The 26,580-nt window shown below is 71.5% G+C and carries 18 protein-coding genes and 1 pseudogene; 1 reads left to right on the top strand and 18 read right to left on the bottom strand.

Going from position 1 to position 26,580, the window contains the following annotated elements; all coding sequences use genetic code 11:
- Positions 1-103: 103 nt before the first annotated feature.
- The 12 genes from ABTZ58_RS34190 to ABTZ58_RS34135 form a co-directional block, all read right to left on the bottom strand.
- Positions 104-1,312, bottom strand: a complete 1,209-nt coding sequence (locus tag ABTZ58_RS34190; protein WP_351365475.1) for a glycosyltransferase family 2 protein — start codon at positions 1,310-1,312, stop codon at positions 104-106.
- A 202-nt stretch (positions 1,313-1,514) separates the two neighbouring features.
- Positions 1,515-3,599, bottom strand: coding sequence for a CDP-glycerol glycerophosphotransferase family protein (locus ABTZ58_RS34185; RefSeq protein ID WP_351365478.1), 2,085 nt, complete (start codon positions 3,597-3,599; stop codon positions 1,515-1,517).
- 202 nt (positions 3,600-3,801) lie between these two features.
- A complete protein-coding gene (locus ABTZ58_RS34180) occupies positions 3,802-5,298 on the bottom strand; it encodes a D-ribitol-5-phosphate cytidylyltransferase (RefSeq protein ID WP_351365472.1) in 1,497 nt (498 codons plus the stop codon).
- Between the two features lie 333 nt (positions 5,299-5,631).
- Positions 5,632-7,182 carry an alkaline phosphatase D family protein gene (locus tag ABTZ58_RS34175; protein ID WP_351365469.1) on the bottom strand — a complete coding sequence of 517 codons (1,551 nt, stop codon included), beginning with the start codon at positions 7,180-7,182 and terminating at the stop codon, positions 5,632-5,634.
- Between the two features lie 275 nt (positions 7,183-7,457).
- The gene (gene obgE / locus ABTZ58_RS34170; RefSeq protein ID WP_351365466.1) at positions 7,458-8,891 is read right to left on the bottom strand and encodes a GTPase ObgE; all 1,434 of its coding nucleotides are present in this window, start codon (positions 8,889-8,891) and stop codon (positions 7,458-7,460) included.
- A 124-nt stretch (positions 8,892-9,015) separates the two neighbouring features.
- The gene (gene rpmA, locus ABTZ58_RS34165; protein ID WP_010041940.1) at positions 9,016-9,270 is read right to left on the bottom strand and encodes a 50S ribosomal protein L27; all 255 of its coding nucleotides are present in this window, start codon (positions 9,268-9,270) and stop codon (positions 9,016-9,018) included.
- 14 nt (positions 9,271-9,284) lie between these two features.
- The gene (gene rplU / locus ABTZ58_RS34160) at positions 9,285-9,605 is read right to left on the bottom strand and encodes a 50S ribosomal protein L21 (RefSeq protein WP_003990208.1); all 321 of its coding nucleotides are present in this window, start codon (positions 9,603-9,605) and stop codon (positions 9,285-9,287) included.
- Positions 9,606-9,880: 275 nt separating this feature from the next.
- On the bottom strand, positions 9,881-14,119 hold the full coding sequence (locus ABTZ58_RS34155) for an Rne/Rng family ribonuclease (protein ID WP_351365462.1): 4,239 nt from the start codon (positions 14,117-14,119) through the stop codon (positions 9,881-9,883).
- Between the two features lie 259 nt (positions 14,120-14,378).
- A complete protein-coding gene (locus ABTZ58_RS34150) occupies positions 14,379-15,161 on the bottom strand; it encodes a TIGR03936 family radical SAM-associated protein (protein WP_351365459.1) in 783 nt (260 codons plus the stop codon).
- Between the two features lie 48 nt (positions 15,162-15,209).
- Positions 15,210-16,382: a hypothetical protein gene (locus ABTZ58_RS34145; RefSeq protein ID WP_351365457.1), complete on the bottom strand. Its 1,173-nt coding sequence runs from the start codon at positions 16,380-16,382 to the stop codon at positions 15,210-15,212.
- A gap of 196 nt (positions 16,383-16,578) precedes the next feature.
- Positions 16,579-16,803 carry a helix-turn-helix domain-containing protein gene (locus ABTZ58_RS34140; protein WP_351365454.1) on the bottom strand — a complete coding sequence of 75 codons (225 nt, stop codon included), beginning with the start codon at positions 16,801-16,803 and terminating at the stop codon, positions 16,579-16,581.
- A complete protein-coding gene (locus tag ABTZ58_RS34135) occupies positions 16,803-17,300 on the bottom strand; it encodes a DUF2975 domain-containing protein (protein WP_351365451.1) in 498 nt (165 codons plus the stop codon). Before ABTZ58_RS34135 ends, ABTZ58_RS34140 begins: the two co-directional genes overlap by 1 nt.
- A 147-nt stretch (positions 17,301-17,447) precedes the next feature.
- On the opposite strand from ABTZ58_RS34135, the gene ABTZ58_RS34130 reads away from it, so the two are divergent.
- Positions 17,448-18,137 (top strand): GAF and ANTAR domain-containing protein, encoded by a 690-nt coding sequence (locus tag ABTZ58_RS34130; RefSeq protein WP_351365448.1) that lies wholly within the window; start codon positions 17,448-17,450, stop codon positions 18,135-18,137.
- A gap of 154 nt (positions 18,138-18,291) precedes the next feature.
- On the opposite strand, the pseudogene ABTZ58_RS34125 reads toward ABTZ58_RS34130, so the two are convergent.
- The 6 genes and pseudogenes from ABTZ58_RS34125 to mreD all read right to left on the bottom strand — a co-directional run.
- Positions 18,292-18,638 (bottom strand): annotated as a pseudogene (locus tag ABTZ58_RS34125) (serine hydrolase); the annotation flags it as partial.
- A gap of 54 nt (positions 18,639-18,692) precedes the next feature.
- Complete coding sequence (locus ABTZ58_RS34120; RefSeq protein WP_351365445.1) at positions 18,693-20,657, bottom strand: TIGR03960 family B12-binding radical SAM protein; 1,965 nt, start codon at positions 20,655-20,657, stop codon at positions 18,693-18,695.
- Between the two features lie 88 nt (positions 20,658-20,745).
- Complete coding sequence (locus ABTZ58_RS34115) at positions 20,746-22,251, bottom strand: CYTH and CHAD domain-containing protein (RefSeq protein ID WP_351365442.1); 1,506 nt, start codon at positions 22,249-22,251, stop codon at positions 20,746-20,748.
- A gap of 55 nt (positions 22,252-22,306) precedes the next feature.
- Complete coding sequence (rodA, locus tag ABTZ58_RS34110) at positions 22,307-23,509, bottom strand: rod shape-determining protein RodA (protein ID WP_351365439.1); 1,203 nt, start codon at positions 23,507-23,509, stop codon at positions 22,307-22,309.
- Positions 23,506-25,752: a penicillin-binding protein 2 gene (gene mrdA, locus ABTZ58_RS34105; RefSeq protein ID WP_351365436.1), complete on the bottom strand. Its 2,247-nt coding sequence runs from the start codon at positions 25,750-25,752 to the stop codon at positions 23,506-23,508. The genes rodA and mrdA overlap by 4 nt, the downstream gene beginning before the upstream one ends.
- 148 nt (positions 25,753-25,900) lie before the next feature.
- Positions 25,901-26,575 (bottom strand): rod shape-determining protein MreD, encoded by a 675-nt coding sequence (gene mreD, locus ABTZ58_RS34100; protein WP_351365433.1) that lies wholly within the window; start codon positions 26,573-26,575, stop codon positions 25,901-25,903.
- Between the last annotated feature and the right edge of the window lie 5 nt (positions 26,576-26,580).

Here is a 26,580-nt window from a genome sequence, read left to right as displayed (position 1 = left end):
ACCACGCCAACGTCCAGTCCCACTCGGGCTCTTCGGCGGTGCTGGCCGCCTACGCCGCCCTGCTGCGCCCCGGGGACACCGTCCTCGCCCTGGGCGCCGCCCTTCACGCCGCCGGCCGCATCTCACGGGACGTCAGCACGCGCCGCGCCTTGCGCACCGCCCGCCGTACGAACGTGTCGACACGGCCCTCCCGATAGCCCGGGAACGCGCGGGCCTCTCGGGGCCCGGCGAGGTAGACCGCGTCGGGAATGCCCGCGGCGCGGTCGCGGAAGTGCGGATAGGCCAGGTAGACGCGGCGGCCCTTCTTCTCCAGGAGGGCCGCGGCCTGCTTCTTGGCCTTGACGAACTGCACCACGTCCAGCAACAGGTCCGGGCGCTGCTCGGCGACCAGGTGCAGCCGCAGCCGCTCGTGGACCTTCAGGCGCTCGGCGACGCCCTCGGTCCAGTGGGCGTCCATCAGCGGCTTGGCCAGCTCCAGCTTGTGCCGGCGGACCTCCTCGCTGTCGGTGGCGAACTTCGGGCCGAACTGCGGCAGCAGGGTGACCAGGAAGGGCCGGACCATCAGCAGGTCGCGCCGGCCGCCCGCCGGGACGAGCTCGGCGATGAGGTTCATCAGGGCCCGCGCGGAGTCGAAGCGCAGCGTGTAACTGCCGCTCTTGGTCACGTGCTTGCCGTCGTCGCGCCCGACCAGGTAGTAGCAGGTGTGGTCGGCGACCACCGAGACGCCGTTCGCCCGGAGGTAGGCCTCCATCGTGAACAGCGCGTCCTCGCCGGTGAACAGCGACTCGTCGAACCGCATGCCGTGCCGGTCCAGCAGCTCGCGGCGGAACAGCTTCTGCGCGCTGAGGGTGAACTTGATGTTGGAGGAGTAGACGTCCGTCCGCTCCACCGTCTTCCCCCACATGGACTTCGGGGCCGAGCGGTTGACGCCCTCGACCTTGCCGAGGACGACGTCGGTGCCGGCCCGGTCGGCCATGGCGACCATCCGCTCCAGCGCCTCGGGGCCCAGCCGGTCGTCGGCGTCCAGGAAGAAGACGTAGCGCCCGCTCGCCTTGCCCAGGCCGACGTTGCGCGGGCCGCTGGGGCCGCCCGAGTTCTCCTGCCGGATCACCAGCACGTGCATGGGAGCCCGCTCGGCGAACTCCTCCAGGTACTCCCCCGTGCCGTCCGTCGAACCGTCGTCCACCGCGATGACCTCGACGCGGTCCGGATCGATGGTCTGCGCCTCGACGGACGAGAGGCACTCGATCAGGTACGGCATCGCTTCGTACGCCCCGATGATCACGCTCACATCAGGCTGCGTCACGGTCACGTTTCCCCCTAGTCAATGGGATATTCCCCCCGTATCGCCTCATTCGCTACTTGGTAGACGGGTGATCGAGGCAAGCGGTTGCCTCGCACACAGGTGTTAGTGGGACACGTCACATGGTGAACGGACAGGGAACGACAGACCAAAAGGGCTCGGCCCCCGAGGAACTCCTCGGGGGCCGAACGCCTCAGCGGTGGGCGGCAGTTCAGCCCGTGCCGACTCCGTCCGTGTCACCGGCCGTGGACACCCGCTGCCCGGGCACGGCGTTCGCCAGCTCGGCCTCCGCCTGGGCCAGGGCGGCCGCGTCCCGTGACTGCTGCCCGACGTTGCGCGTCTCGGCCTTGAGCGCGAGGTTCGCGACGGCGGTGTTGAACTGCTGAAGCGAGGTCGGCTCGTCCGGGCCCAGCAGGTACTGCTTGAGCTCCTTGCGGTCCTCGGCCAGCGGGTCGGCGGCCGGGTCGCGCACGGCGCTCAGCAGCTCGCCCAGCTCGTTCGCGCTGTTGGAGAGGATCACCGCGGCGCGCACCGCCGTGTTGTTCCGCTTGAACTCCTCGGCGCCCACCTCGGCGGAGTCCGTCACCGCGTACGGCTTGCCGCTCGCGATGAAGTCGGAGACCACGCTGGATATGTCGGAGACCATCGCCTCGGAGACGTTGAAGCAGTCGTACAGCCGCGGCTCGGGCCCGGTGATGACCCGGTGCTCCCAGCTGGGGAAGGAACGCCAGTAGGCGTCGTTCCACTCGGCGCGCAGCCGGGCGGCCTCCTCGTGCCGGGCGACGTCGAGCACACCGTCACGGGTGGCCTCGGCCTCGTCGCCGCGGTCGCCGCCGGTGCCGGCCAGCTGTGCCAGCCGGGCCTCGATCCGGGCCAGCTCGTCCTTGGCCTGCGCCTGGACGGCGGTGTCGGCGACGAAGCGCGGGTCGAGGGCGCGCTCCGCCGCGGCCTTGCGGACCAGGGCGGTGATGCGCTGGTGGGCGGCGCCGGCCTCCTTGCTGACCGTGCCGGTGAAGGGGTGCGGCTTGTACAGCACGCGCACGGGCGGGTCCGCCGCGACCAGCTTGCGCACGATGTTCTCGCCGGCCAGCACGATCGAGGTGTTGCCCGGGTTGCCGTCCCAGCCCTCCCAGGTGGGCGCGTACAGCACCGTGGGGATGCGGCCCTCGGGGACGCCCTGCCAGGTCTGGATGGGGGCGAGCTGGGGGCGGCCGACCTCGACGATGTCGTCGTCGCGGACACCGACGTCGGCGATGGCGTAGCGGTCGCGGCCCGCGCGGCCGGCCGTCCACACCTCGTCGTAGACCTTGCTGAACGGGTTGACGCTGGCGAGCTTGTCGCTGTCGCCGTGGCCGATGAAGACGTGCTTCATGGTGGGCACGCGCAGCAGGTGGATGTTCTTGCCGACGTTGGCCGCGTACAGCGCGACGCGCACCGTGGACAGGTCCAGGTTCATCAGGTGCACCCCTCCGGGCACGCAGATGACCGGGACCGTGGTGGGCGCCAGGTTGTTCAGGATGACCCGCTCGCGCAGGATGATCAGCGGCTTGGAGTCCAGCTTCTCCATCGTGTCCAGCCACATGTTGACCTGGTACGCGGAGTCCTTCGAACCGGAGAAGTACAGCACCGTCTCGGGCTTGTACTCGCCCAGCCAGTCGTCGACGGCGGCCAGCACGCCCTCGGCCTTCGGCGGAATCCTCCGGCCGCGCACGTACGGCACCAGCGCCAGGACGTACAGGGTGGCCAGGGCCACCGTGACGCCGATGCCGGCGAAGCCGATCAGGGAGGACTTCAGCTGCGCGGCGAGCAGGATGCCGACGACCGCCGCGAGGTCGAGGTGCAGCATCTTCTCGGCGGAGCGGTGCAGCAGCCGGCGCGGCGGGGCGTCCGGGATGCGGATGCGGGACTTCAGGTCCACGTTGCGCGTGGCGACCGGCATGCGGCGGCGGTTGCGGATCAGCTGCACCAGCGCCCCGTGCGGGGCCTGCAGACCGTAGAAGGCGATGAAGCAGGCGATCGCGCCGTAGTAGATCAGGTTGTCCGCCAGGGACAGCCGGGCCAGCAGCAGGACCAGGAGCAACTGCCGGATCAGGAACCGGATCGACAGGCCGGCCCGGACCTTGCCGAGGCGGTTGATCAGGTAGCTGCCCTTGCGGTGCAGATAGTGGTCCGCCAGGTACGTCACGGCGGCCGCTGCCGCGAAGGCGGGAACGCTCGGGACGAGCGCGGCCAGCATGAGGGCGGGGAAGCCCGCCACCATGAGGACCGCCGCGGCCAGCTCGGCCGCGCTGCCCACCCGGGCGACGCGAATAGCGGTGGATATCACGGAGAAACCTGCTCTTGGGAGGGGTGTGCCGTCTTGGTTCTGAATGCGGCTGGTCTGTGAATATTCGCGGGACTGTATGGATTCAGGCCCCTGCGAACACTCCTGTTGACAGATACCCGTGAACAGGAGGGCGCAGAGGCCTGAATTACCGAAGTCTAATTGCCGCCAATTATTACACGCCGTCCTGCCGGTCCAGCACCGAGGCCAGCGCCTGCTCGAAGCCGGACGCGCGGGCCGCGCCGGCCGTCGGGTCCTGCTGGCGGACGTCGATGACGTGCCCGGTCAGCTCGGACAGCAGCACGTCGAGCGACGTACGGGCGACCGCCTCGGAGGACAGCAGGGAACCCGCGGGCTCCTGGCCGAAGGCCTTGGTGCGCATGGGGGTCGCGGTGCGCTCGGGGTTGATGCAGTTGACGCGGACGCCGTCGCCGGCCCACTCGTCGGACAGGGCCTGGGTGAGGTTCACCATCGCGGCCTTGGTCGAGGAGTACAGGCTGTACTCGGCGCGGCCGCGGGTGTAACTGCTGGAGGTGTAGAGCAGCAGCTGGCCCTTGGTCTCCGACAGGTACTTGTACGACGAGCGCGCGATCTGCACCGGGGCCAGGTAGTTGACCTTCAGCGCCTCCTCGATGGTGGCGTTGTCGGTCTCGGCGAGCTTGCCGATGCGCAGCACGCCGGCGGTGTTCACGACGTAGTCGATCCGGCCGGTCTCGGCGTACGCCTTGGACAGCGCGTCGTCGACCTCCTCCGGGTTCTCCACGTGGGTGCCGGTGGTGGAGCGGCCCAGGGCGTACACCGAGGCGCCGTAGGATCCGGCGAGTTCGGCGATGTCCTTGCCGATGCCGTAGGAGCCGCCGAAGACGACGATCGTCTTGCCGGTCAGCAGCTCGCGGTAGGCCTGCTCGGAGACCTGCTCGGGCGCGGCCGTGGAGGCGAGCTGGAAGAGCTTGTCGGCAATGAAGACGTCGACGGGCTGGGTGACCTTCATGTTGTACTCGTCACCCGCGACGACGTGGATCGGCACGTCGGGCAGGTACTTGAGCACGACGGAGCAGTCGTCGGTGGCCTGGAAGTTGGGGTCGCCGGCGGCGACCTCGTAGGCCCGCTTGATCGTGGACAGCTTGAAGGCCTGCGGCGTCTGGCCGCGGCGCAGCCGGGAGCGGTCCGGGATCTCGGTGATGAACTCGCCGTCCTCGCCGTGCGTGCGCGTGACGATGATGGTGTCCGCGGAGGGGATGGCCACGTCGACGGCCTGGTAGCGCTCCAGCGCGGTGACGCAGTCATCGATGACGCGCTGCGACAGCAGGGGGCGTACGGCGTCGTGGAAGAGGACGTTGAGGTCCTCGCCCTCGGCGAGACCCTCACCGAGGGCCGCGATGGCGCGCTCGGTGGTCTCGTTCCGCGTGGAACCGCCCTCGATGATCCTGGTGACCTTCTTGAATCCGGCCTTGGCGACGATCTTCTCGACGTCGGGCACGTAGCCCTGCGCCATCAGCACGATGATGTCGTCGATCGCGTCGGTGTTCTCGAAGGTGGTCAGCGTGTGCTCGATGACTGCCTTGCCGGCGATCTTCAGCAGCTGCTTGGGGATCGACAGACCCACCCGCTGACCGGTGCCACCGGCCAGGATCACTGCGGTGGTACGGGGCTTGGCTATGTGCTGGGACACAGGTGACCTACCTTGGGGCGACAGGGAACTTCGAAATGGTCCCACTCTTGGTTACCGCAGTGCAAGGTGAGCGCCCTCCGCCGCATATGTGCGCGCAACCTGTCATTCACCTGGTACTGCTGGTGATTGGCGAGACGGTTCCACGGCGTCGCGAGGGTCCCTCTAATTGCTGTGAGTAACTCCACAAGGAGTTCCCGATCAAGATTCCGCAGCAATTCGGTCTCGGCGCGGGCAAGGTGGCGCCCGCGCGCCGAACCCCCGTCCGTACGGCGGGAGCCCGGGACTCCGAAGAGTCCCGGGCTCCCGTGTGTCCCCGGTGTGGCGGTGTCGCGGTCAGACGACCTGCACGCCCGGCCGGCCCGCCTCGACCCGCAGCCGGGCCAGCGTGCTCGGCGTCGCCTGCGGCTGCCGCACCGTGTCGACCACCCGCACCTGGGCGTCGATGCCGGCCCGGCGGATGTCGAACAGGTGGTAGCCGCGGTGCGCGTCGAGCAGCTTCCAGTGCGGGTTGTCCGGCCGCCGCGGGTCCCACTCCCGGCGGAAGGCCTCCTGGTCCTGGTCGCCGTTGCTGGAGATGGAGGTGCCGACGAACTCGGCGCCGACGACCGCGGAATCCGGGTCGGCGTAGTCCTCCTTGAGGTCGCTGATCATCGTCAGGTGCCGGTCGCCGGAGAGCACCACCGGGTTGCGGACCTGCCTGAACTCCTCCATGAACCGGTTGCGTTCGGCCTGGTAGCCGTCCCAGGCGTCGTAGAACCAGAGCTTGCCCTCGCCCACCTTGAGGTCCGTCTCGGCCATCATGATCTGCGAGGCGATGAGGTTCCAGCGGGCGGGCGAGTCCTGCAGGCCGTTCAGCAGCCACTGCTTCTGCCGCGCGCCCAGCATGGTCAGTGACGGGTCCTGGGCGCCTTCCTGACTGGTGGCCTGATCGCTGCGGTACTGCCGGGTGTCCAGGACGTTGAGGCGGGCCAGGCGGCCGAACTCCAGGCGGCGGTACATCCGGATGTGCGGGCCGTTCGGCACGGCGCTGGCGCGGACCGGCATGTGCTCGTAGAACGCCTGGTAGGCCGCGGTCAGGCGGGCCACGAACGCGTCGTGGGGCTGCTTGTCCGGGTCCTGCGGGATCTCGCCGGCGAAGTCGTTGTCCACCTCGTGGTCGTCGAAGCTCACCACGAAGGGCGCGTTCGCGTGCATCGCCGCGAGGTCCGGGTCGGTGCGGTACTGGGCGTACCGGTTGCGGTACTGGACGAGGCTGAACGGCTCGCCGGTGCCCTCGTGCCGCCGCAGGGCCGTCGCCGAGGGCGTGGACTCGTAGATGTAGTCGCCGACGAACACCACCACGTCCGGGTCCTGGTCGAGCATGTCCGCGTAGGGCGTGAAGTAGCCGTGCTGCCAGTTCTGGCAGGAGGCGAGGGCCATGCGCAGGGAGCCACCGGAGCTGTGGCGGTGGGGCGCGGTACGGGTGCGGCCGACGGGCGAGAGCTGGCCGCCGGTGCGGAAGCGGTACCAGTGGGCACGGTCCGCGCGCAGTCCGCGTACGTCCACGTGAACGCTGTGCCCGTACTCGGGCCGGGCCTGGGCGGTGCCCCGGCGGACGACCTTTCTGAACCGGTGGTCCTCGGCGACCTGCCACTCCACGGGCACCACGCGGTCCGGCATGCCACCGCCGTTCAGCGGGTCCGGGGCGAGCCTGGTCCACAGCACGATGCCGTCCGGGAGCGGGTCCCCGGAGGCGACGCCGAGGCTGAACACCCCGTCGGGCAGAGGCGTTTCGGCCGCGTGCGCGGCGGCCGGAAGCCACAGGCCGGCGGAGGACGCGGCACCGAGCACCGCGGCGCCGGCGGTCAGAAAGCGACGTCGGTCGGGGGATACTGCTCCGGTCATCGGCGGACTCCCTTACCTCGCTGGCCACATGGACACGGGGAAGCTTCACGCTCGCGGGCGGTCCGCCCGCTGAACGCCGGGGTTCACGTACATGACAACTAAGCAGACAAAAGAAGACCCGCCGCCAGCGCTGGAACCAGCCGTTGCCGGGGCGAGTCTGACAGGTGTTCAGTCGGAGGTGGGTGAGCGAAACCCCGAGGGCGGTGACCGCGCGGGAGCGGTCAGGGCTCCTCATCCGCGCGGCCCCCTACGACCCGTCGGGGGAAGGGCTCTGCTCAGAACGGCTCGAAGTCGTCGAACTCCTGCTGCGCGTCGTCCCGCTCGGCCTGCCGGTCCCGGCGGCGCTGCGCGGCCGGACGCGGCTCCTCGAAGCGGTGGTCCTCGCCTCGCCGGCCGAGCATCTCGGCACCGGCCGTCACGGACGGCTCCCAGTCGAAGACGACCGCGTTCTCCTCGGGGCCGATGGCGACGCCGTCGCCACCCCGGGCGCCGGCCTTCATCAACGCCTCCTCGACACCGAGCCGGTTGAGCCGGTCCGCCAGATAACCGACCGCCTCGTCGTTGTTGAAGTCGGTCTGCCGCACCCAGCGTTCGGGCTTCTCGCCGCGCACCCGGAACACGTCGTCCTCGCGGGTCACGGTGAAGCCGGTGTCGTCCACGGCCTTGGGCCGGATGACGATGCGCGTGGCCTCTTCCTTCGGCTTCTCGGCCCGCGCCTTGGCCACGAGCTCGGCGAGCGCGAACGACAGCTCCCTCAGTCCCAGGTGCGCCACGGCCGACACCTCGAAGACGCGGTAGCCGCGCGCCTCCAGGTCGGGCCGCACCATCTCGGCCAGGTCCTTGCCGTCCGGTACGTCGATCTTGTTCAGCACGACCAGGCGCGGCCGGTTGTCCAGCCCGCCGTACTGGCGCAGCTCCTCCTCGATGATGCCGAGGTCGGAGAGCGGGTCGCGGTCCGACTCCAGCGTGGCGGTGTCCAGGACGTGCACGAGCACACTGCACCGCTCCACGTGCCGCAGGAACTCGAGCCCCAGGCCCTTGCCCTGGCTGGCCCCGGGGATCAGCCCGGGCACGTCGGCGATCGTGTAGACCGTCGAGCCGGCCGTGACGACGCCGAGGTTCGGCACGAGCGTGGTGAAGGGGTAGTCGGCGATCTTCGGCTTGGCCGCGCTCAGCACCGAGATCAGGGACGACTTGCCCGCGCTCGGGTAGCCGACCAGCGCCACGTCGGCGACCGTCTTCAGCTCCAGGACGATGTCCTGCACGTCCCCCGGCTCGCCGAGCAGCGCGAAGCCGGGCGCCTTGCGCCGGGCCGAGGCCAGGGCCGCGTTTCCGAGCCCGCCCCGGCCGCCCTGCGCGGCGACGTACGACGTGCCGTGCCCGACCAGGTCCGCGAGGACGTTGCCCGCCTTGTCCAGCACGACCGTGCCGTCCGGCACCGGCAGGACCAGGTCCTGCCCGTCCTTGCCGGAGCGGTTGCCGCCCTCGCCGGGCTTGCCGTTGGTGGCCTTGCGGTGCGGGGAGTGGTGGTAGTCGAGCAGCGTGGTGACGGACTGGTCGACGGTGAGGATCACGTCCCCGCCGCGACCGCCGTTGCCGCCGTCCGGGCCGCCCAGCGGCTTGAACTTCTCACGGTGGACGGAGGCACAGCCGTGGCCTCCGTTACCCGCGGCGACATGCAGTTCGACGCGGTCCACGAAGGTGGTCATGGTGGGTGCCTCCAGAAGTACGTACGAGATTTACTTGTTCAACGAGATGTACTTGTTCAACAAGCGAAAGGCGGACCCGCCTTCCCGCAACGGGAAGTGAGGTCCGCCTCGCGAGAGTGTCCGATCAGGCGACCGGAACGATGTTCACGACCTTGCGGCCACGGTGGGTGCCGAACTGCACCGAACCGGCCTGGAGCGCGAACAGCGTGTCGTCGCCGCCACGGCCGACGCCCGCACCCGGGTGGAAGTGGGTGCCGCGCTGACGGACCAGGATCTCACCAGCGTTGACGACCTGACCGCCGAAGCGCTTCACGCCGAGCCGCTGGGCATTGGAGTCGCGACCGTTCCGAGTGGACGATGCGCCCTTCTTGTGTGCCATTTCTCCTCAGTCCCTTACTTCGCAGCCGTGGGGATCTCGGTGACCTTGATCGCCGTGTACTGCTGGCGGTGGCCCTGGCGACGGCGGTAACCGGTCTTGTTCTTGTAGCGCAGAATGTCGATCTTCTGCCCCTTGTGGTGGTCCACGACCTCGGCCTGGACCTTGATGCCGGCCAGCACCCACGGGTCGCTGGTCACGGCGTCGCCGTCGACAACGAGCAGGGTCGAGAGCTCGACCGTGTCGCCAACCTTGGCAGTGGAAATCTTGTCAACCTCAACGATGTCGCCGACAGCAACCTTGTGCTGGCGACCACCGCTGCGCACGATGGCGTACACGCGGAACTCACTCTCTCGCTCGGGAAACGGCACCCCCGCAGGCCAGCCGCCCGGCAGAGCGGGCGGCCTCTCCTGGGCGCCCGGCGCCCGGAGGATGAGGTTTACGGGGATGTGACGCGTCAGTCGACACGCCGACGGTCAAGGTTACGGGGCCGCGGTCGAGGGGGTCAAACCGAGCCGGGCCCCCGGCCTGTGCGTCCGGTCACTCCGGCCCCCCGGGCCGGCGCCCGGGGCGTACGCGTGGCCGCGCACGCCCCGGGTGTTCGCCGTACGGGTCAGCCCTCGTCGGTGGAGGCCGTGACGGAGGAGAGCGTCTGCTCGGCCGCCGCGGTCTTCTTCGACGTGGCCTTCTTGGCGGCCGTCTTGGTGGTCTTCGCCGCCTTCTTGGCCGTCGTCTTCTTCGCCGCGGTCTTCTTCGCCGCGGTCTTCTTGGTGGCGGCCTTCTTCGCCGTGGCCTTCTTGGCCGTCTTGCGGGCCGTCTTCTTGGCCGCGGCGGGCTCCTCGCCCGTCTCGGTCTCAGCCGCGTCGGCGGCCGGAGCGCCGGTCTCCGCCGCGGGCTCCTCCGACGGGGCCGACGGGACGACCACGACGGCCGCCTCCTCGGACGCGGTGGGCGCCGTGGACTTGCGCACGGCCCGGCGCCGCGGACGGGCCGGGGCGGCGCTCTCGGCAGGCGTCTCGGCGACCTGCTCGGCGACCGGCTCGGCCTGCCCGGCCGCCTCGGCCGGCGGGGCCTCGGACACCGCGGGCGAGGTCTCGGCCACCGTCACCACGGCGGCCTCGGCCCCCGCCGGCGAACCGGCCGGAGCGGACACCTTGCGGGTGGCCCGCCGCCGGGTGCGGCCCTTCGGCGCGGCCTCCTCGGCCGCAGCGACGGGAGCGGGCTGCGCCGCCTCCACCACCGGGTCCTCCACGGCCATCGGCTCGGCCTGCGCCTCCGCGGCCGGCTCCGGCTGCACGGGACGGGCGACCTCCTCCGCGGCGGTGACGTCCTGGGCCGTGGGCCCCTCGGCGGCGTCCGCGACCGGCTCGGCCGCCCTGCTCTCCGCCCTCGCGGACTCGCCGCGCGGCGCGCCCGCCGGGGCCGACGCCCGCCGGCTCACCCGGCGCCGCGACCGTCCGCGGGTGGCCGCGGCCTCCGCCTCGGCGGCGCTGCTGTACAGCTCCTCGTCGGGCTCGAAGGCCGGCTCGGGCAGCGCGACCGGCTCGGCGGCCTCGGCCACGACCTCGGCCTCGGTCTCGGCCTCCTGCTCGGCGGTCTCGACGGCCGCCTCGTGGACGTGCGGCTGCTCGGCGGCACCGGCACGGGCCCGCTTCTTGCGCTTGCCGCCGCCCCCGGTGGAGGTGGGCTGCTCCATGTGCACGATGACACCGCGCCCGTTGCAGTGAACGCAGGTCTCGGAGAAGGACTCCAGCAGGCCCTGGCCCACCCGCTTGCGGGTCATCTGCACCAGACCCAGCGAGGTCACCTCGGCGACCTGGTGCTTCGTACGGTCCCGGCCCAGGCACTCCAGCAGGCGCCGCAGCACCAGGTCCCGGTTGGACTCCAGCACCATGTCGATGAAGTCGATGACGATGATGCCTCCGAGGTCGCGCAGCCTCAGCTGGCGCACGATCTCCTCGGCCGCCTCCAGGTTGTTCCTGGTGACGGTCTCCTCCAGGTTGCCGCCCTGGCCGGTGAACTTGCCGGTGTTGACGTCGACGACGACCATCGCCTCGGTCCGGTCGATCACCAGCGAGCCTCCGCTGGGCAGCCAGACCTTGCGGTCCAGGGCCTTGGCGAGCTGCTCGTCGATCCGGTACGTGGCGAAGACGTCGACCTCGGAGGTCCACTTCTGCAGCCGCCCGGCGAGGTCCGGCGCCACGTGCGAGACGTACCCGTGGATCGTCGACCATGCCTCGTCGCCGCTGACGACGACCTTGGAGAAGTCCTCGTTGAAGATGTCGCGCACGACCCGGACGGTCATGTCCGGCTCGCCGTACAGCAGCGTCGGCGCGTTGCCGCTCCTGGCCTTCTTCTGGATGTCCTCCCACTGCTGCTGCAGCCGCTCGACGTCCCGGCGCAGCTCGTCCTCGCTCGCGCCCTCGGCGGCGGTGCGCACGATGACGCCCGCGTCCTCGGGGACGATCTTCTTGAGGATGGTCTTCAGCCGGGCCCGCTCGGTGTCGGGCAGCTTGCGGCTGATGCCGGTCATGGAGCCCTCGGGCACGTACACGAGGTAGCGCCCCGGCAGGGAGACCTGGCTGGTCAGACGGGCGCCCTTGTGGCCGATCGGGTCCTTCGTCACCTGGACGAGCACCGACTGGCCGGACTTGAGGGCGGACTCGATGCGCCGCGGCCCGTGGGCCATGCCCAGCGCCTCGAAGTTGACCTCACCGGCGTACAGCACGGCGTTGCGGCCCTTGCCGATGTCGATGAAGGCGGCCTCCATCGACGGCAGCACGTTCTGCACCTTGCCGAGGTAGACGTTGCCGACGTACGAGACCGCCTGCTCCTTGTTGACGTAGTGCTCGACGAGCACGTCGTCCTCGAGAACGCCGATCTGCGTGCGGTCGCCGTGCTGACGGACGACCATCACGCGCTCGACGGCCTCGCGGCGGGCCAGGAACTCGGCCTCGGTGATGATCGGGACGCGCCGGCGGCCCTGCTCACGGCCCTCGCGGCGGCGCTGCTTCTTGGCCTCCAGACGCGTCGAGCCCTTGATGGACTGCACCTCGTCGGACGGCTCGGCGCTCTTCTCGCGGGCGGGCCGGGGATCGCGGACCTTGACGACCGTGCGCTCGGGGTCGTCGTCGGACAGCTCGGCCTCGAGGCCGGAGTCACCGGCGCGGCGACGGCGGCGACGGCGCCTGCGGCTGCTGCTGGAGCCGCCCCCGCCGGACGAGTCGTCCCGGTCGGTGGCCTCGTCGGCGTCCTCCCGGTCCTCCTCGGTCTGCTCGGCGGCGTCCTCGGCGTCCTGTACGGCGTCGATCTCGTCGGAGTCGCCGTCCGCGGCGTCGCCGTCGCTCTCGGCGGACTCGCCGCGACGGCGGCGGCGACCGCCCCGGCGGCGGCGCCGGCGCGAGCCGGGCCCCTCGGAGTCGTCCTGGTCGTCGTCCTCGACCTGGTCCTCGGCGGACTCCTCGGCCTCCTCCGGCTCCTCGACGGCCGTCTCGGCGGCCGGGGCCTCGGGCTCCTCGCCACCCCGGCGCCTGCGACGGCGACGGGATCCGGGGGTCTGCTCGTCCCGGTCGGACCGGTCGTCGCGTCCCTCCGGGGTCTCCGGCGTGTCCTGCGTGTCCTGCGTGAGGTCCTCGGGCTCCTCGGCGTTAACGGCCGCCTCGGCTGCGGCCGCGGCGGCCCGCTCCGGGGTCTGGAACTGGGGCTCGGTGAAGACGGGCGGCTGGAAGAGGGCGACGGCGGGCCGTGCCGGGCGCGCCGGTCCCTCGTTCTCACCGGCGGCCGCACCGGCGGCGCGCCCGGCGGGCTGGGCGGGCTCGGCGAATCCGCCGGCGGCCCGGCGCACGACCCGGCGGCGACGCCGCGGGGCGGCGTCCTCGGCGGGCTCGGCGGCGGGGGCCTGGGCGGTGGCTTCGGCGGGGGCCTCGGACGCGGCGGGGGCCTGGGCGGAAGCCTGCGCGGCGGGCGCGGCCTCTTCGGCCCCGGAGACGGGGGCCGTCTCGGCGGCGGCCTTGGAACGGGACCGGGACCTGGACCTGCGGGCCGGTTCGGCGGGGTTCTCGGTCACGGGGGCCTTCGCCTCCTCGGGCGATTCCGCGGGCGCCTCGGCGGATTCGGCGGTGGAGCCGGACGGACCGGCGTCGACGCCGGAGCCGGCCGCTTCGGCGGGCGCGGACACGCGCCGCGAGGCCCGCCGGCGGGTGCGGCGCGGAGCCGCCTCCTCGGTGGTGTCGGCACCGGCGATCGCGACCTCGTCGGCCTCGGCGACGGCCGGCTCGGAGTCGACCGGCGCGCTCTGCGCGGCCTGGTCGCTGCGCGCCGGCGTGTCGTTCTCGGTGGAAGCGGAAGCGGCGGGCGAGGTGACGCTGCGGGTCGCACGGCGCCGGGTGCGCCGGGGAGCGGCGTCCTCGGCGGGTGCGGGGACCTCGGCCTGCTCCGGCGCCTCGAGGGCGGCGGGTGCGGCGGCGGTCGCGGGCAGCACGGTCTCGGCGGCCTCGGCGGCCGGAGCCCCGGCCGGTGCGGAGGCACGGCGCACCACACGGCGCCGCTTGCGCCCGGCGGACGCGGTGTCCTCCACCGGGGAGGACTCGGCGGGCTCCGTCACGTCGGTGGCGGCGTCCTGCGCGGCGGTCTCCTCGGCCTCGTCGGTCTCCACGGCGTCGGCCGCGAGCTCCTCGGCCTCGGCGGCCGGTATGGCCGGTGCGACGGTCTCCGCCGGCGCGTCGGTGGCACCGGCGGGCGGACCGGCCGGGCGGGACGCGGCACGGCGCCGCCGGCGGGGCGGCAGGGTGTCGCTGGGGGTGTTCTGTTCGGAGCCCTGTGCGGACTCTGTGGGTTCGGTCGGTTCGAGCATGCGGGCTTATCTCCCGTCAGGCTCCCGGGCGCCGCGCCTGGTCCGGCGATGCCGGTGACGTCCGCGGCTCGCGCTGTGCGCGTCGCCGCCGTCCGGGGCGCGGGCGCCGCACGGGAGCTCTCCGTGTCCTGTCTCGCCGGTTCCGTACGCCGAATGCGTACGGCCTGGCGAAAGTCTTCTGGTCGGTACGCTGCCCGACCCAGGTGGCTCCCGAGTCCGAGGGCGGCGTTACGACGTCCGTCCCTACGCGGGACCTTCCTTACACCGGCGCCGTCGCGGCGGCAGACTGTTCGGCCGTTGAGTGGGCCTGCGCTGCCTCGCGGTCGGGCGCGAGCGGGTCGGTCACCGTGCCGGTCTCTTCATCGAACAGCCCCTGCGCCAGCCTGGTCACCGCTGCGGGGACCGGCGGCGCCAGGTCGGCCACGGCGCGGAGACCGGACAGGACGTCGTCGGGTCGTACGGCAGGCGTCACGTGCCGAACAACCAGCCGCAGTATCGCACAGGGCTGGTCGGTCGGCCTATCAGCCTGCGAACTCCGCGTTTCCGCGAGGTCGCGGCTCTCCAGGCTCACGACGGCGGAGCGGGCGTCGAAGGTGCGCACGCCGTTCTTGGCGAGACGCTGGACCTCGACGGTCTCGGCCTCGGTGAAGGCGTCCGCCGCCCGGCGGGCCTCCCCCGGCGACACGCCGTCCAGCCGCAGCTCCCACACGGAAGCCGTCAGCCGGTCGGCGAGGCCCGAGGTGCGGGCCTCGACCGCCTCGACGATGTCGAGCCCGGCGGGCAGCGACTCGTCGAGGAGGACCCTGAGCTGCTCCGGGTCGCGGCGCGCGGTGAGCGCGATCTCCAGGTACTCCGCCTCACTGCCCGTGCCGGTGGGTGCGGCATTGGCGTACGACACCTTCGGGTGCGGCGTGAACCCGGCCGAGTAGGCCATCGGCACCTCGGCACGGCGCAACGCACGCTCGAAGGCGCGCTGGAAGTCACGGTGGCTGGTGAACCGGAGGCGGCCGCGCTTGGTGTAGCGCAGTCGGATGCGCTGCACCGCGGGTGCGGGCGGCGGGCCTTCGGGCTGTCGCTTGCCCAGTGTCGTTCAGTCCTTCGTGAGAGCGGTCGTACTGCTACCAAGAGTACGTGCCTCGCGGCCGGATGGTTCCCTCCGGGCGGCCGGCGCGGGCCGCCTCGGCTCCCCGAGGAGCATCCGGCGCACGTCGGCGCGGGTGCGCCGGACGGTCTGGCGGGCAGCGGCCAGGGCCTGCCGGGTGGCGCGTCCGGCGCTGCGGGCGGCCTCGGCGGCGGGCCGCAGCAGGGTGTCGCGCAGGACGTGCCCGACGGGCGTGAGCACACCGCGGTACACCCACCGCAGCGGCTCCACGAAGGTCCACCGCAACAGCGTGCCGAGGAACCGCCCGACGGCGAGCGAGACGTGGCCGGCGACGCGCCAGGCGTGGCCCAGGGCGTCCCGCACCTCTCGTCCCACGACGGCGAGGACACGGCCCACGGGCGTGAGGACCCGGCGCCACAGGGCGAGCGCGGGCAGCACGAACAGGATCCGCGCGATCCAGTACAGGGCCGCTCCGACGCCGGTGACGACCGTGCTGACCAGCCACACCAGCCCCTTGCCGCACCACAGCAGGGCGCGTCCGACGGGCGCGAGCACCCAGGTGTACAGCCAGAGGGCCGGTACGGCCACGAGGTACCGGACAAGCCACGCCACGGCCGTCCAGGCGCCGAGCCCGAGCGCGGCGAACGCGGCCCCGATCCCCCTCACCACCCACATCACGGCGTGCCCGGCGGGGGTGAGCAGGTGCGCGTACGCCCAGCCGAGCACGGCGCCGACGCCCCGCCCGGCCAGGGCGAGCGCGTGTCCCAGGGGTGTCAGCACGTACCGGTACAGCCAGACGAGCGGCACCACGACGAGGACGTTGCCGAGCCAGGCGAGGGCTTTGCCCAGCGGCACCGCGACGTACCGCCACAGCCCCACGAAGGGCCAGACGAACACCGCGCGGCCCAGCCACAGCAGGGCCCGGCCGAGTGGCCGGAGCAGGGTGTCGTTCAGGAACCGGCCGGTGACGACGAGCGCGTCCCAGGCCATCCGCACGGGGACGACCAGCACGAGCACGACGATCCGCACCGGCATCCGGATCGCGACGGCGAGGCACCCCTCGGGCGCCTCCGGCTGCCGCCGGACGGGCGGCCCGGCCGGACGCGTGCGCGGACCGACCCCCGGTACGGAACCCTCACGGGGCGGTTTCTCCAGATCCATACCGTCGAAGACGCCGCAGCGCCCCGTCCGGATCCCGCACCGCACCATCCCGGCCCGTTCTCCCGCAGATCCGCCACCCGGACCCGCGGTCGTACCGTCCGGTTCCGACGTGAGGCCCGGTGAGGCGCCCGCGGGAGGGACATCCGCCGCACGACGGCCGGCCGGGCCATGCCGCCGACGACGTGGGTGACCGCGCTCAGGCTCCGGAGGCGTCCCCGCCCGTCTCGAAGCGCAGCAGGTCACCCGGCTGGCACTCCAGCACCTCGCAGAGCGCGGCGAGGGTGGAGAAGCGGACCGCCTTGGCGCGGCCGTTCTTGAGGACGGCCAGGTTGGCCGGGGTGATGCCGACGCGTTCGGCGAGTTCGCCCACGGACATCTTCCGCTTCGCCAGCATCACGTCGATGTCGACGGCGATCGGCATCAGATGACCTCTTCCAGCTCGGCCCGCATCCGGGCCGCCTCGATGTCACGGGCGACGGCCTGCGCCAGCAGCATCCGCAGCACCAGCACGACCAGCGCGACCCCCAGAACGGCCACACCGACCCCGCCCAGCAGCAGCACCACGCCGGGCGCGACGGCCTCGCCCGGCGCGAGCACGACCCCGAGCGCGAACACCAGGCAGGCGGCCGCCACGAACGCGCCGATCACGAGGTGCACGTACCGGAAGGCACCCGTGGAGAACACCGTCCCGCGGCGCACCATCGTCACCAGGCGCCACACGCAGACGATGACGACCTGAGCGGTCACGACACCCAGCACCAGGATCACCAGGACCGGCGTGCGCAGATGGGCGTACTCGGGCCTGAGCCCGTTCATGTCGATCGCCAGCAGCGGGACCATCACGCCCTGCACGAACAACGAACCGGCCAGCAGCATCACCAGCACCGCGCGCAACGCGGTCACGGCCAGCTTCCCCATCCCCACTCCCCGCCTACCAATCGAACCACGATGGAAATCTATCGAGATTCGATAAATCCGGCAAGTGGCGGTTCCCCCGGAGGCGTACGACCCCTGACACCGTGGCAAGAGGCATCAAGGCCGGTACCCGGACCGAGGAGGACGACGGTGGACTGGCGCGTGTTCGCACGGGAGATGGCCTCCATGGCGCGGGACCTGCTCGCCCAGGACTCGGTCGAGGCCACTCTGGGCCAGATCACCCGCGCGGCCGTCGAGCTGGTCTCCGGGTGCGACGCGGCCGGCGTCCTGCTGCTGCACGGCGAGACCGTGGAGTCGCTCGCCCCGACCCACGACCTGGTGGTGGAGAGCGACCGGCTCCAGGACCGTCTCGGCGAGGGCCCCTGCTTCGACGCGGCCCGCACGAGCACCGGTGAGCGGGTGTACCGCCTCGGCGACCTCACCACCGAGCGGTCCCGCTGGCCGGCCTACGCCAGCCGGGCCGAGGATCTGGGCATCGGCAGCATGATGGGCTTCCTGCTGTACACCGAGGACGAGAATCTCGGCGCGCTCAACCTGTACTCCCACCGCCCCGGGTCCTTCTCCGAGGACAGTGAGACCGCCGGCTGGCTGCTGGCCTCGCACGCCGCCGTCGCCTTCTCCAGCGCCCGCAACCACGCCCAGCTGGAGCAGGCCATCGCCACGCGGCACGTCATCGGCGAGGCGATGGGCATCCTCATGGGAAGCCACCGCCTCACCGAGGAGCAGGCCTTCGACGTCCTGCGCCGCTTCTCCCAGGAGCACAACACCAAGCTCCGGGAGGTCGCCCGCCGGGTCTGCGAACACGGCGGACTGAGCTGACGGCTCCCCCAGCACGCGTTCTGAACTGGGGGAACCTGACGGAACCGGTCCCCCGGGGGAGCGTCACCGACTCCGCCTCCTCAGCGGGTCCCCCGGGACCGCGGTGTCTCACCCTTCGTTCCGCGGCGGAAAAGCACCGCTGGCGGGCGATCACCGAACCGTCGTACACGTGGTCCGGTGTGGCGACCGCCGTGACCGCCCGGGCGAGCGGTGTGGACGGCTCCTGGCCCCTCGACCGTGACATCCGTGTTGATCATGATGACCAGGGTGGCCCGCCGCGCGGGCGGATACACCGTCACCATCTCGTAGCCCGGGATCGAGCCGTTGTGCCCGATCCACCCGTTGGTCTTGACGAGGCCGAGTCCGTACGTCGTACCGGGGTAGCCCGGTCGGCTGCGTCCTGAGCCGCTGCGCCTGGGTCTCGGGGCTGAGCAGCCGGCCCGTGGCGAGGATCGGGGCCCAGCGGCGCAGGTCGTACAGGTCGGAGATCATCGCCCCGGCCGGAGGCAGCGGTGAGCCCCCTCCGCTGCGGAGGGGGCTCACCGGTCTGTCCCGTCAGTGCGCGTGGCCGCTCGGCGCGGGTGCCGCGTTCTTGACCGTCAGGGGCAGCAGCTTCTTGCCCGTCGGGCCGATCTGGATGTGGGTGTCCATCTGCGGACACACCCCACAGTCGAAGCACGGCGTCCAGCGGCAGTCCTCGACCTCCGTCTCGTCGAGGGCGTCCTGCCAGTCCTCCCAGAGCCAGTCCTTGTCCAGGCCCGAGTCGAGGTGGTCCCAGGGGAGGACCTCCTCGTAGGTGCGCTCGCGGGTGGTGTACCAGTCGACGTCCACGCCGAACGGCTCCAGCGCCTTGTCCGCGCACGCCATCCAGCGGTCGTAGGAGAAGTGCTCGCGCCAGCCGTCGAAGCGGCCGCCGTCGTCGTAGACCGCGCGGATGACCGCTCCGATGCGGCGGTCGCCGCGGGAGAGCAGGCCCTCGACGATGCCGGGCTTGCCGTCGTGGTAGCGGAAGCCGATGGAGCGGCCGTACTTCTTGTCGCCGCGGATCTTGTCCCGGAGCTTGGCCAGGCGGGCGTCGGTCTCCTCGGCGGAGAGCTGCGGGGCCCACTGGAAGGGCGTGTGCGGCTTGGGGACGAAACCGCCGATCGAGACCGTGCAGCGGATGTCGTTCGAGCGGGAGACCTCGCGGCCCTTGGCGATGACCTTCGTCGCCATGTCGGCGATCTGCAGGACGTCGTCGTCGGTCTCGGTGGGCAGGCCGCACATGAAGTACAGCTTCACCTGCCGCCAGCCGTTGCCGTAGGCGGTCGCAACCGTGCGGATCAGGTCCTCTTCCGAGACCATCTTGTTGATGACCTTGCGGATGCGCTCCGAGCCGCCCTCGGGGGCGAAGGTCAGGCCCGAGCGGCGGCCGTTGCGGGTCAGCTCGTTGGCCAGGTCGATGTTGAAGGCGTCCACCCGGGTCGACGGCAGCGACAGGCCGATCTTGTCGTCCTCGTAGCGGTCGGCGAGGCCCTTGGCGATGTCGCCGATCTCGCTGTGGTCCGCGGAGGACAGCGACAGCAGGCCGACCTCCTCGAAACCGGTCGCCTTCAGCCCCTGCTCGACCATGTCGCCGATGCCCGTGATCGAACGCTCCCGGACCGGGCGCGTGATCATGCCGGCCTGGCAGAAGCGGCAGCCCCGGGTGCAGCCGCGGAAGATCTCCACGGACATGCGCTCGTGCACCGTCTCGGCCAGCGGGACCAGCGGCTGCTTGGGGTAGGGCCACTCGTCCAGGTCCATGACGGTGTGCTTGGACACCCGCCACGGGACACCGCTGCGGTTGGGCACCACCCGGGCGATACGGCCGTCGGGCAGGTACTCGACGTCGTAGAAGCCGGGCACGTACACCCCGCCCGTCTTCGCCAGGCGGAACAGCAGTTCCTCGCGGCCCCCCGGGCGGCCCTCGGCCTTCCAGGCGCGGACGATCGCGGTGATCTCCAGAACGGCCTGCTCGCCGTCGCCGATGACGGCGCAGTCGATGAAGTCCGCGATCGGCTCGGGGTTGAACGCGGCGTGCCCGCCGGCCAGGACGATCGGGTCGTCCGGGCCGCGGTCCTTGGCCTCCAGCGGGATGCCCGCCAGGTCCAGGGCCGCCAGCATGTTCGTGTAGCCGAGCTCGGTGGAGAAGGACAGGCCGAGCACGTCGAACGCCTTCACCGGCCGGTGGCTGTCGACCGTGAACTGGGGGACGCCGTGTTCGCGCATCAGCTCCTCCAGGTCCGGCCACACGCTGTACGTGCGCTCGGCGAGGACGCCCTGCTGTTCGTTCAGGACCTCGTACAGGATCTGGACGCCCTGGTTGGGCAGACCGACCTCGTAGGCGTCCGGGTACATGAGCGCCCAGCGGACGTCGCAGGACTCCCAGTCCTTGACCGTGGAGTTGAGCTCTCCGCCGACGTACTGGATCGGCTTCTGCACATGCGGGAGCAGAGCTTCGAGCTGCGGGAACACCGACGCAGCGACTTCGGCAGGCATGTCGCGCACCTTCGTGAGCTGGACTTAACTGACAGGGGTGACCATCCAGCCTAACGCGGTCGCGGAGCACCTCCGTACGCCGCGAGGCTCACAGGCCCGCCGCCGCGCCCTTGATCTCCTCCCACAGCGCGGGCAGCTCGGCCTCCGTGCGCAGGGCACGCTGCTCCTCGCGCTCGTGGAGCAGGCCGTAGGTGAAGGCGCTCTCGCCCGCCGCGTGGGCGACCGCCGACAGCTCGCGCAGGGTCTGCCGGGCCATCACGCTGTCCTGGTGCTCGCCGAGCAGCTTCTGCAGCGACTTCATGGAGTTGAGCATGGTCCTGGCGGGCTTGCCCAGGGCCGGCTCGGCCACCTCCGCGGCGTAGCGGGCGCGCTTGGCCTTCTTGCGGGCCTCGTGCACGGCGACGTCCCGTTCGGTGCCGGGCTCCAGCTCCAGCGCCCGCTCGACCAGCCGGGACACCTTGCGGAAGTCCTTCTTCACGGCCTCGGCGAGCGGCTTGCCGGGCTTCTTCCCGGCCGCCTTCAGCAGCGGCGGTGCGGCGATCAGCGCGTCCAGGGTGTCGAGCAGGGTGAGGTGGCGGCGGGAGTCCAGGATCCCGAGGAGCCGGCCGCGGGCCGTGTGGTGCTCGGCGCTCGACCAGTCGCGCAGCCGCTCGGCCACGGGTCCGCGGACCAGGCCGTCGGGCACCTCGTCCAGGGCCATCGTCAGCCGTGCGGCCAGCACCTCGCGGTCACGGTCCAGCCCCAGCTCCCCGGCCAGCCACTTCAGTTCGTCGGCGATCGGGTCGGTGACGGCCCGGTCGAGGATGTCCCGGAACGACTTGAAGGTGCTGCGCAGCCGCCGGGTGGCCACGCGCATGCTGTGCACGGAGTCCTCGGCGTCCCGGCGGACGGCCGGGTCGAGCGCGACGATCGCGTCGCGCTGCTCGCGTACGTACGCGAGCACGTGGTCCGCGGCGGTCACCGGGTCCCCGGCGTCCGCGGACGGGCGCCGCCTTCCGGGTGCGGTCTCCGCCAGGGCCCGTGCCAGCTTGGACGGCGACTTCGAGGGCCGCACCCCCGCCTTGCGCAGCCGCTTCTCCACCTGGGCGAGGAAGGCCGGGTCGCCTCCGTCGGCGAGCTCGACCTCCAGCTCGGTCCACCGCGCCTCGCCCCCGCCGGCCGTGAGCCGCTCGGCGTGCACGGCGTCCACGCTGACCTCGGCGAGCAGTCGTCCCCCGGCGTCCACGAGGTGCCGTACGTCGCGCTCGGAGCGCAGCCGGACCAGGGGGACCAGCTCGCCGTCGCGGACGCGGGAGCGGACGAGCCCGGCGAGTTCGCCGGGGAGGGTGTCGGAGAGCGGGGCATGGATCTCGTCCCGGGTGTCCGGGCCGACCGGGAACTTCAGGTGCCAGCCCGCGTCCGAGCCGCCGGTGCGGCGGCGCAGGGTGACGGAGGTCGCGGCGAGGCGCTCGTCGGCGGTGTCGTAGTAGGTCGCGTCGAGATGGGCCACCCCCCTGTCGACCACGTTCGCGACCCCGGCCACGCCGGTCAGGTCCGGCAGCCCGCCGTCCTCGGCTTCGTACTTCCGCTCGATCTCACGCTTGGTGTCCGCCATGGACCGAATCTAGTCGGCCGGGGCGCGGGGCGGGAGAGGGCCACCCCGCGCGGTGTCATGCCGACATCGGCCGCTGCACCCGGATCGACTGCAGCAGTCCCACCGCTATCCACACGGAGAACATCGAGGAGCCGCCGTACGAGACGAACGGCAGCGGCAGGCCCGTGACCGGCATGATGCCGAGGGTCATGCCGATGTTCTCGAACGTCTGGAAGGCGAACCAGGCGACGATGCCGGCGGCCACGATCGTGCCGTACAGGTCGGTCGTCTCCCGGGCGATCCGGCAGGCCCGCCACAGCACGATGCCGAGCAGCAGGATGATCAGGCCACCGCCGAGGAAGCCCAGCTCCTCCCCCGCCACGGTGAAGACGAAGTCCGTCTGCTGCTCGGGCACGAACTGGCCGGTGGTCTGCGAGCCGTGGAAGAGGCCGGAGCCGGTCAGTCCGCCGGAGCCGATGGCGATGCGGGCCTGGTTGGTGTTGTAGCCGACGCCGGCCGGGTCCAGCTCGGGGTTGGCGAAGGCGGCGAAGCGGGCGATCTGGTAGTCGTCGAGCACACCGAGCTGCCAGACGGCGATCGCGCCGGTGACGCCCGCGCCCAGCAGGCCGAACACCCACCGGTTGGTGGCGCCGGAGGCGAGCAGCACGCCGAGCACGATGATGACCATGACCATGACCGACCCGAGGTCGGGCATGAGCATCACGATCACCATGGGCACGGCGGCCAGGCCGAGCGCCTGCACGACCGTGCGGTGGTCGGGGTACTGCTTGTCGCCGGCGTCGACCCGGGCCGCCAGCAGCATCGCCATGCCCAGGATGATCGTGACCTTCACGAACTCCGAGGGCTGGAGCGAGAAGCCGCCGGGGAGCTTGATCCAGGAGTGGGCGCCGTTGATCGTCGAGCCGAGCGGGGTGAGCACGAGCAGGATCAGCAGCACCGAGAAGCCGTACAGCATCGGCACGGCCGTGCGCAGGGCGCGGTGGCCGAGCCAGACCGTGGCGGCCATCAGCGCCAGGCCGATGCCGGTGTTCAGCAGGTGCCGGACGAGGAAGTAGTACGGGTCGCCCTGGTTGAGCTCCGTGCGGTTGCGGGTGGCCGAGTAGACCAGCAGCGTGCCCATCAGGGACAGGGCGAGGGCCGACAGGAGGATCGGCCAGTCCAGCCGCCGTGCCACCGAGTCACGGGCCAGCAGGCGCGTCCAGCCGGAGCGCTCGGGCCCGTAGCCGGAGACCTGGAAGCTGTTCACACCGCCGGTCATGTCGGCAACCTCCGGCTTCCCCGCCGGCGCCGGCGCCTTCGGGTGTCGCGGTTCTCGGGCGTCGGCGGGGCCGCCGTCGCCGGCTGGAGCGGGTCGGCCGGGGCGTTGGGGTCCTTCTTGTTCGCCTGCTGGTCCTTGGCCGGGTCCTTGGACAGCTTCGGGGAGGCGATCGTGCCGTCGGCCTTGACCTTCGGGAGGCTCTTCTGCGGCGTCGGCAGCAGGGCCTTCTTCCGGTCGATGTCGCCGTCCGGGGACACGCCGTACAGCGCGTTGTAGATGTTGCGCACGGCCGGACCCGAGGCGCCGGAGCCCGTACCACCCTGGGAGATCGTCATGACGACCGCGTAGTCCTTGGTGTACGTGGCGAACCAGGAGGTCGTCTGCTTGCCGTAGACCTCGGCCGTACCCGTCTTGGCGTGCATCGGGATCTTGTCCTGCGGCCAGCCGCCGAACCTCCAGGCGGCCGTACCGCGGGTGGCGACTCCCGCGAGGGCATCGCTTATCTCGCTGCGCGTCTTCTGGCTCATGGGGAGCTTGCCGTGCGCCTGGGGCTTGATCGGCGTGACGGTCCTGCCGTCGGCGCTGATGACGGCCTTGCCGACGGAGGGCGTGTACATCGTGCCGCCGTTGGAGATGGCGGCGTAGATGGTGGCCATCTGGATCGGCGTGACGAGCGTGTCGCCCTGGCCGATGGAGTAGTTGACGGAGTCACCGGCGCGCAGGCGGTTGCCTTCGAGGCAGTTCTCGTAGGCGATCTTCTCGGCGTAGCTGCCGTTGCGCTTGCCGGTGCGGCACCAGACGTCCTTGTTGGCCTTCCAGTAGTCGAGCTTCCACTGGCGGTCGGGGACGCGGCCGGTGACCTCGTTGGGCAGGTCGATGCCGGTCTCCTTGCCGAGGCCGAACTGGTGGGCGGTCTTGTAGAACCAGTCGTTGGCGTTCTTCTTGGGCTTGGTGCCGCCGTCGCGCTTCCACTCCTCGTGGGAGAGGCGGTAGAACACCGTGTCGCAGGAGACCTCCAGGGCGCGGCCGAGGCTGATCGCCCCGTAGCCCTTGGACTCGAAGTTCTTGAAGACCTGGCCGCCGATGGAGTACGAGCTGGAGCACTCGTAGGGGCCGTTGAAGGAGTAGCCGGCGTTGACCGCGGCGGCGGTCGGGATGACCTTGAAGATGGAGCCGGGCGCCGACTGGCCCTGGATCGCGCGGTTGAGCAGCGGGTAGTTGGACTTCTTGCCGGTGAGCGTGGCGTAGTCCTTGGCGGAGATGCCGCCCACCCAGGCGTTCGGGTCGTACGTCGGGTTCGACGCCATGGCGACGACGCGGCCTGTCTTGGCCTCCATGACGACGACGGCCCCGGAGTCGGCCTTGTAGTTCGTGCCCGTGTTGCGGTCGTGCTCCTTGCGGGCCTGCTTCATGGCCTCGTTCAGCTCGTACTCGGCGATCCGCTGGACGCGGGCGTCGATGCTGGTGACGAGGTTGTCGCCGGGGTGGGCGGGGTCGGCCTCGGCCTGGCCGATGACGCGGCCCAGGTTGTCGACCTCGTAGCGCGTGACGCCGGCCTTGCCGCGCAGCTGCTTGTCGTACTGGCGCTCCAGGCCGGAGCGGCCGACCTGGTCGGAGCGCAGGTACGGCGAGTTGGTGTTCTGCGCCTTCTTGATCTCCTCGTCGGTGACCGGGGAGAGGTAGCCGAGGACCTGGGCGGTGTTGGCCTTGCCCGGGCTGGGGTAGCGGCGCACGGCCTGGGGCTCGGCGGTGATGCCGGGGAAGTCCTCGGCGCGCTCGCGGATCTGCAGGGCCTGCTTGGGCGTGGCCTCGTCGGTGATGGGGATGGGCTGGTACGGCGAGCCGTTCCAGCAGGGCTGGGGCGTCTTGGCGTCGCACAGCCGGACCTTCTCCATGACCTCCTTGGGGGTCATGCCCAGGACGCCGGCGAGCTTGGTGAGGACTTCCTTGCCGTCGTCCTTCATCTTCAGCAGGTCCGTGCGGGAGGCGGAGACCACCAGGCGCGTCTCGTTGTCGGCGAGGGCCACGCCGCGGGCGTCCAGGATGGAGCCGCGGACGGCGGGCTGGACCACCTGCTGGACGTGGTTGCCCGACGCCTCCTTGGCGTAGGCCGCGCCCTCACGGATCTGGAGGTACCACAGGCGTCCGCCGAGGGTGAGCAGAAGGGAGAGGACCAGGACCTGAATGACGACGAGCCGGATCTGGACCCGTGGGTTCCGCCCGGTCTCGGGAATGTTGGTCACTGCGGCTGCCTCCCCCTCTCCCTGCGTGTACGGATGTGCGAGTACGACGGTCTGTCCGGACACGTGTGTGCGGTGACATGTGGGGAACGAAGGGCCCACACCCCGGCGTTCCTGCCGGACCGCCCCGTTCCGGTGAACTTCCCCGTCTTCACAGCCGCTTGACCCCCTTGATGCGCCCGGCCCGCGCCATCCGGGCCCGGGCCGCCTTCACCCGCAGCCCGTTGCGCTGGCTGCCGATCCTCAGGCCGGTGCCGCCGGCGAGCCAGCCGGAGGAGATGTCCGTGGCCTTGGTGGCGGCCGACGTGGACTCGGCGAGCGGGTCGTTCTCGGCACGCCGGGCCAGGGCCATCACCCCAGGTACCACGAACGGGGCGAGCAGCAGGTCGTACAGGGCGGCCGTGAACAGCAGGCCGCCCAGGCCCACGTGGCGGGCGGCGGTGTCCCCGACGAGGGCCCCGACCCCGGCGTACAGCAGGGTCGAGCCGGCCGCGGCGGCGACCACCACGACCATCGGGCCGGTCGCGGACTTCAGCTGGCCGTTCTCGGGCTTCACCAGGCCGGCGAGATAGCCGATGACGCACAGCACCAGGGCGTACCGCCCGGCGGCGTGGTCGGCGGGCGGGGCCAGGTCGGCGAGCAGGCCCGCGCCGAAGCCGACGAGGGCTCCGCCGACGTGCCCGTACACCAGCGCCAGGCCCAGGACGGTGAGCAGCAGCAGGTCGGGCACCGCGCCCGGCAGGTGCAGGCGGGCGAGGACGCTCACCTGGATCACCAGGGCGACGACGACCAGGGCGGAGGAGAGCAGGATCCGGTTGACGCGCATGGGGT

The sequence above is a fragment of the Streptomyces sp. NPDC094143 genome, assembly GCF_040303825.1.
Classification (GTDB): Bacteria; Actinomycetota; Actinomycetes; order Streptomycetales; family Streptomycetaceae; genus Streptomyces.
Note: the sequence above shows the minus strand (reverse complement) of the source record. Positions and strands in the feature narration are given on the sequence as shown.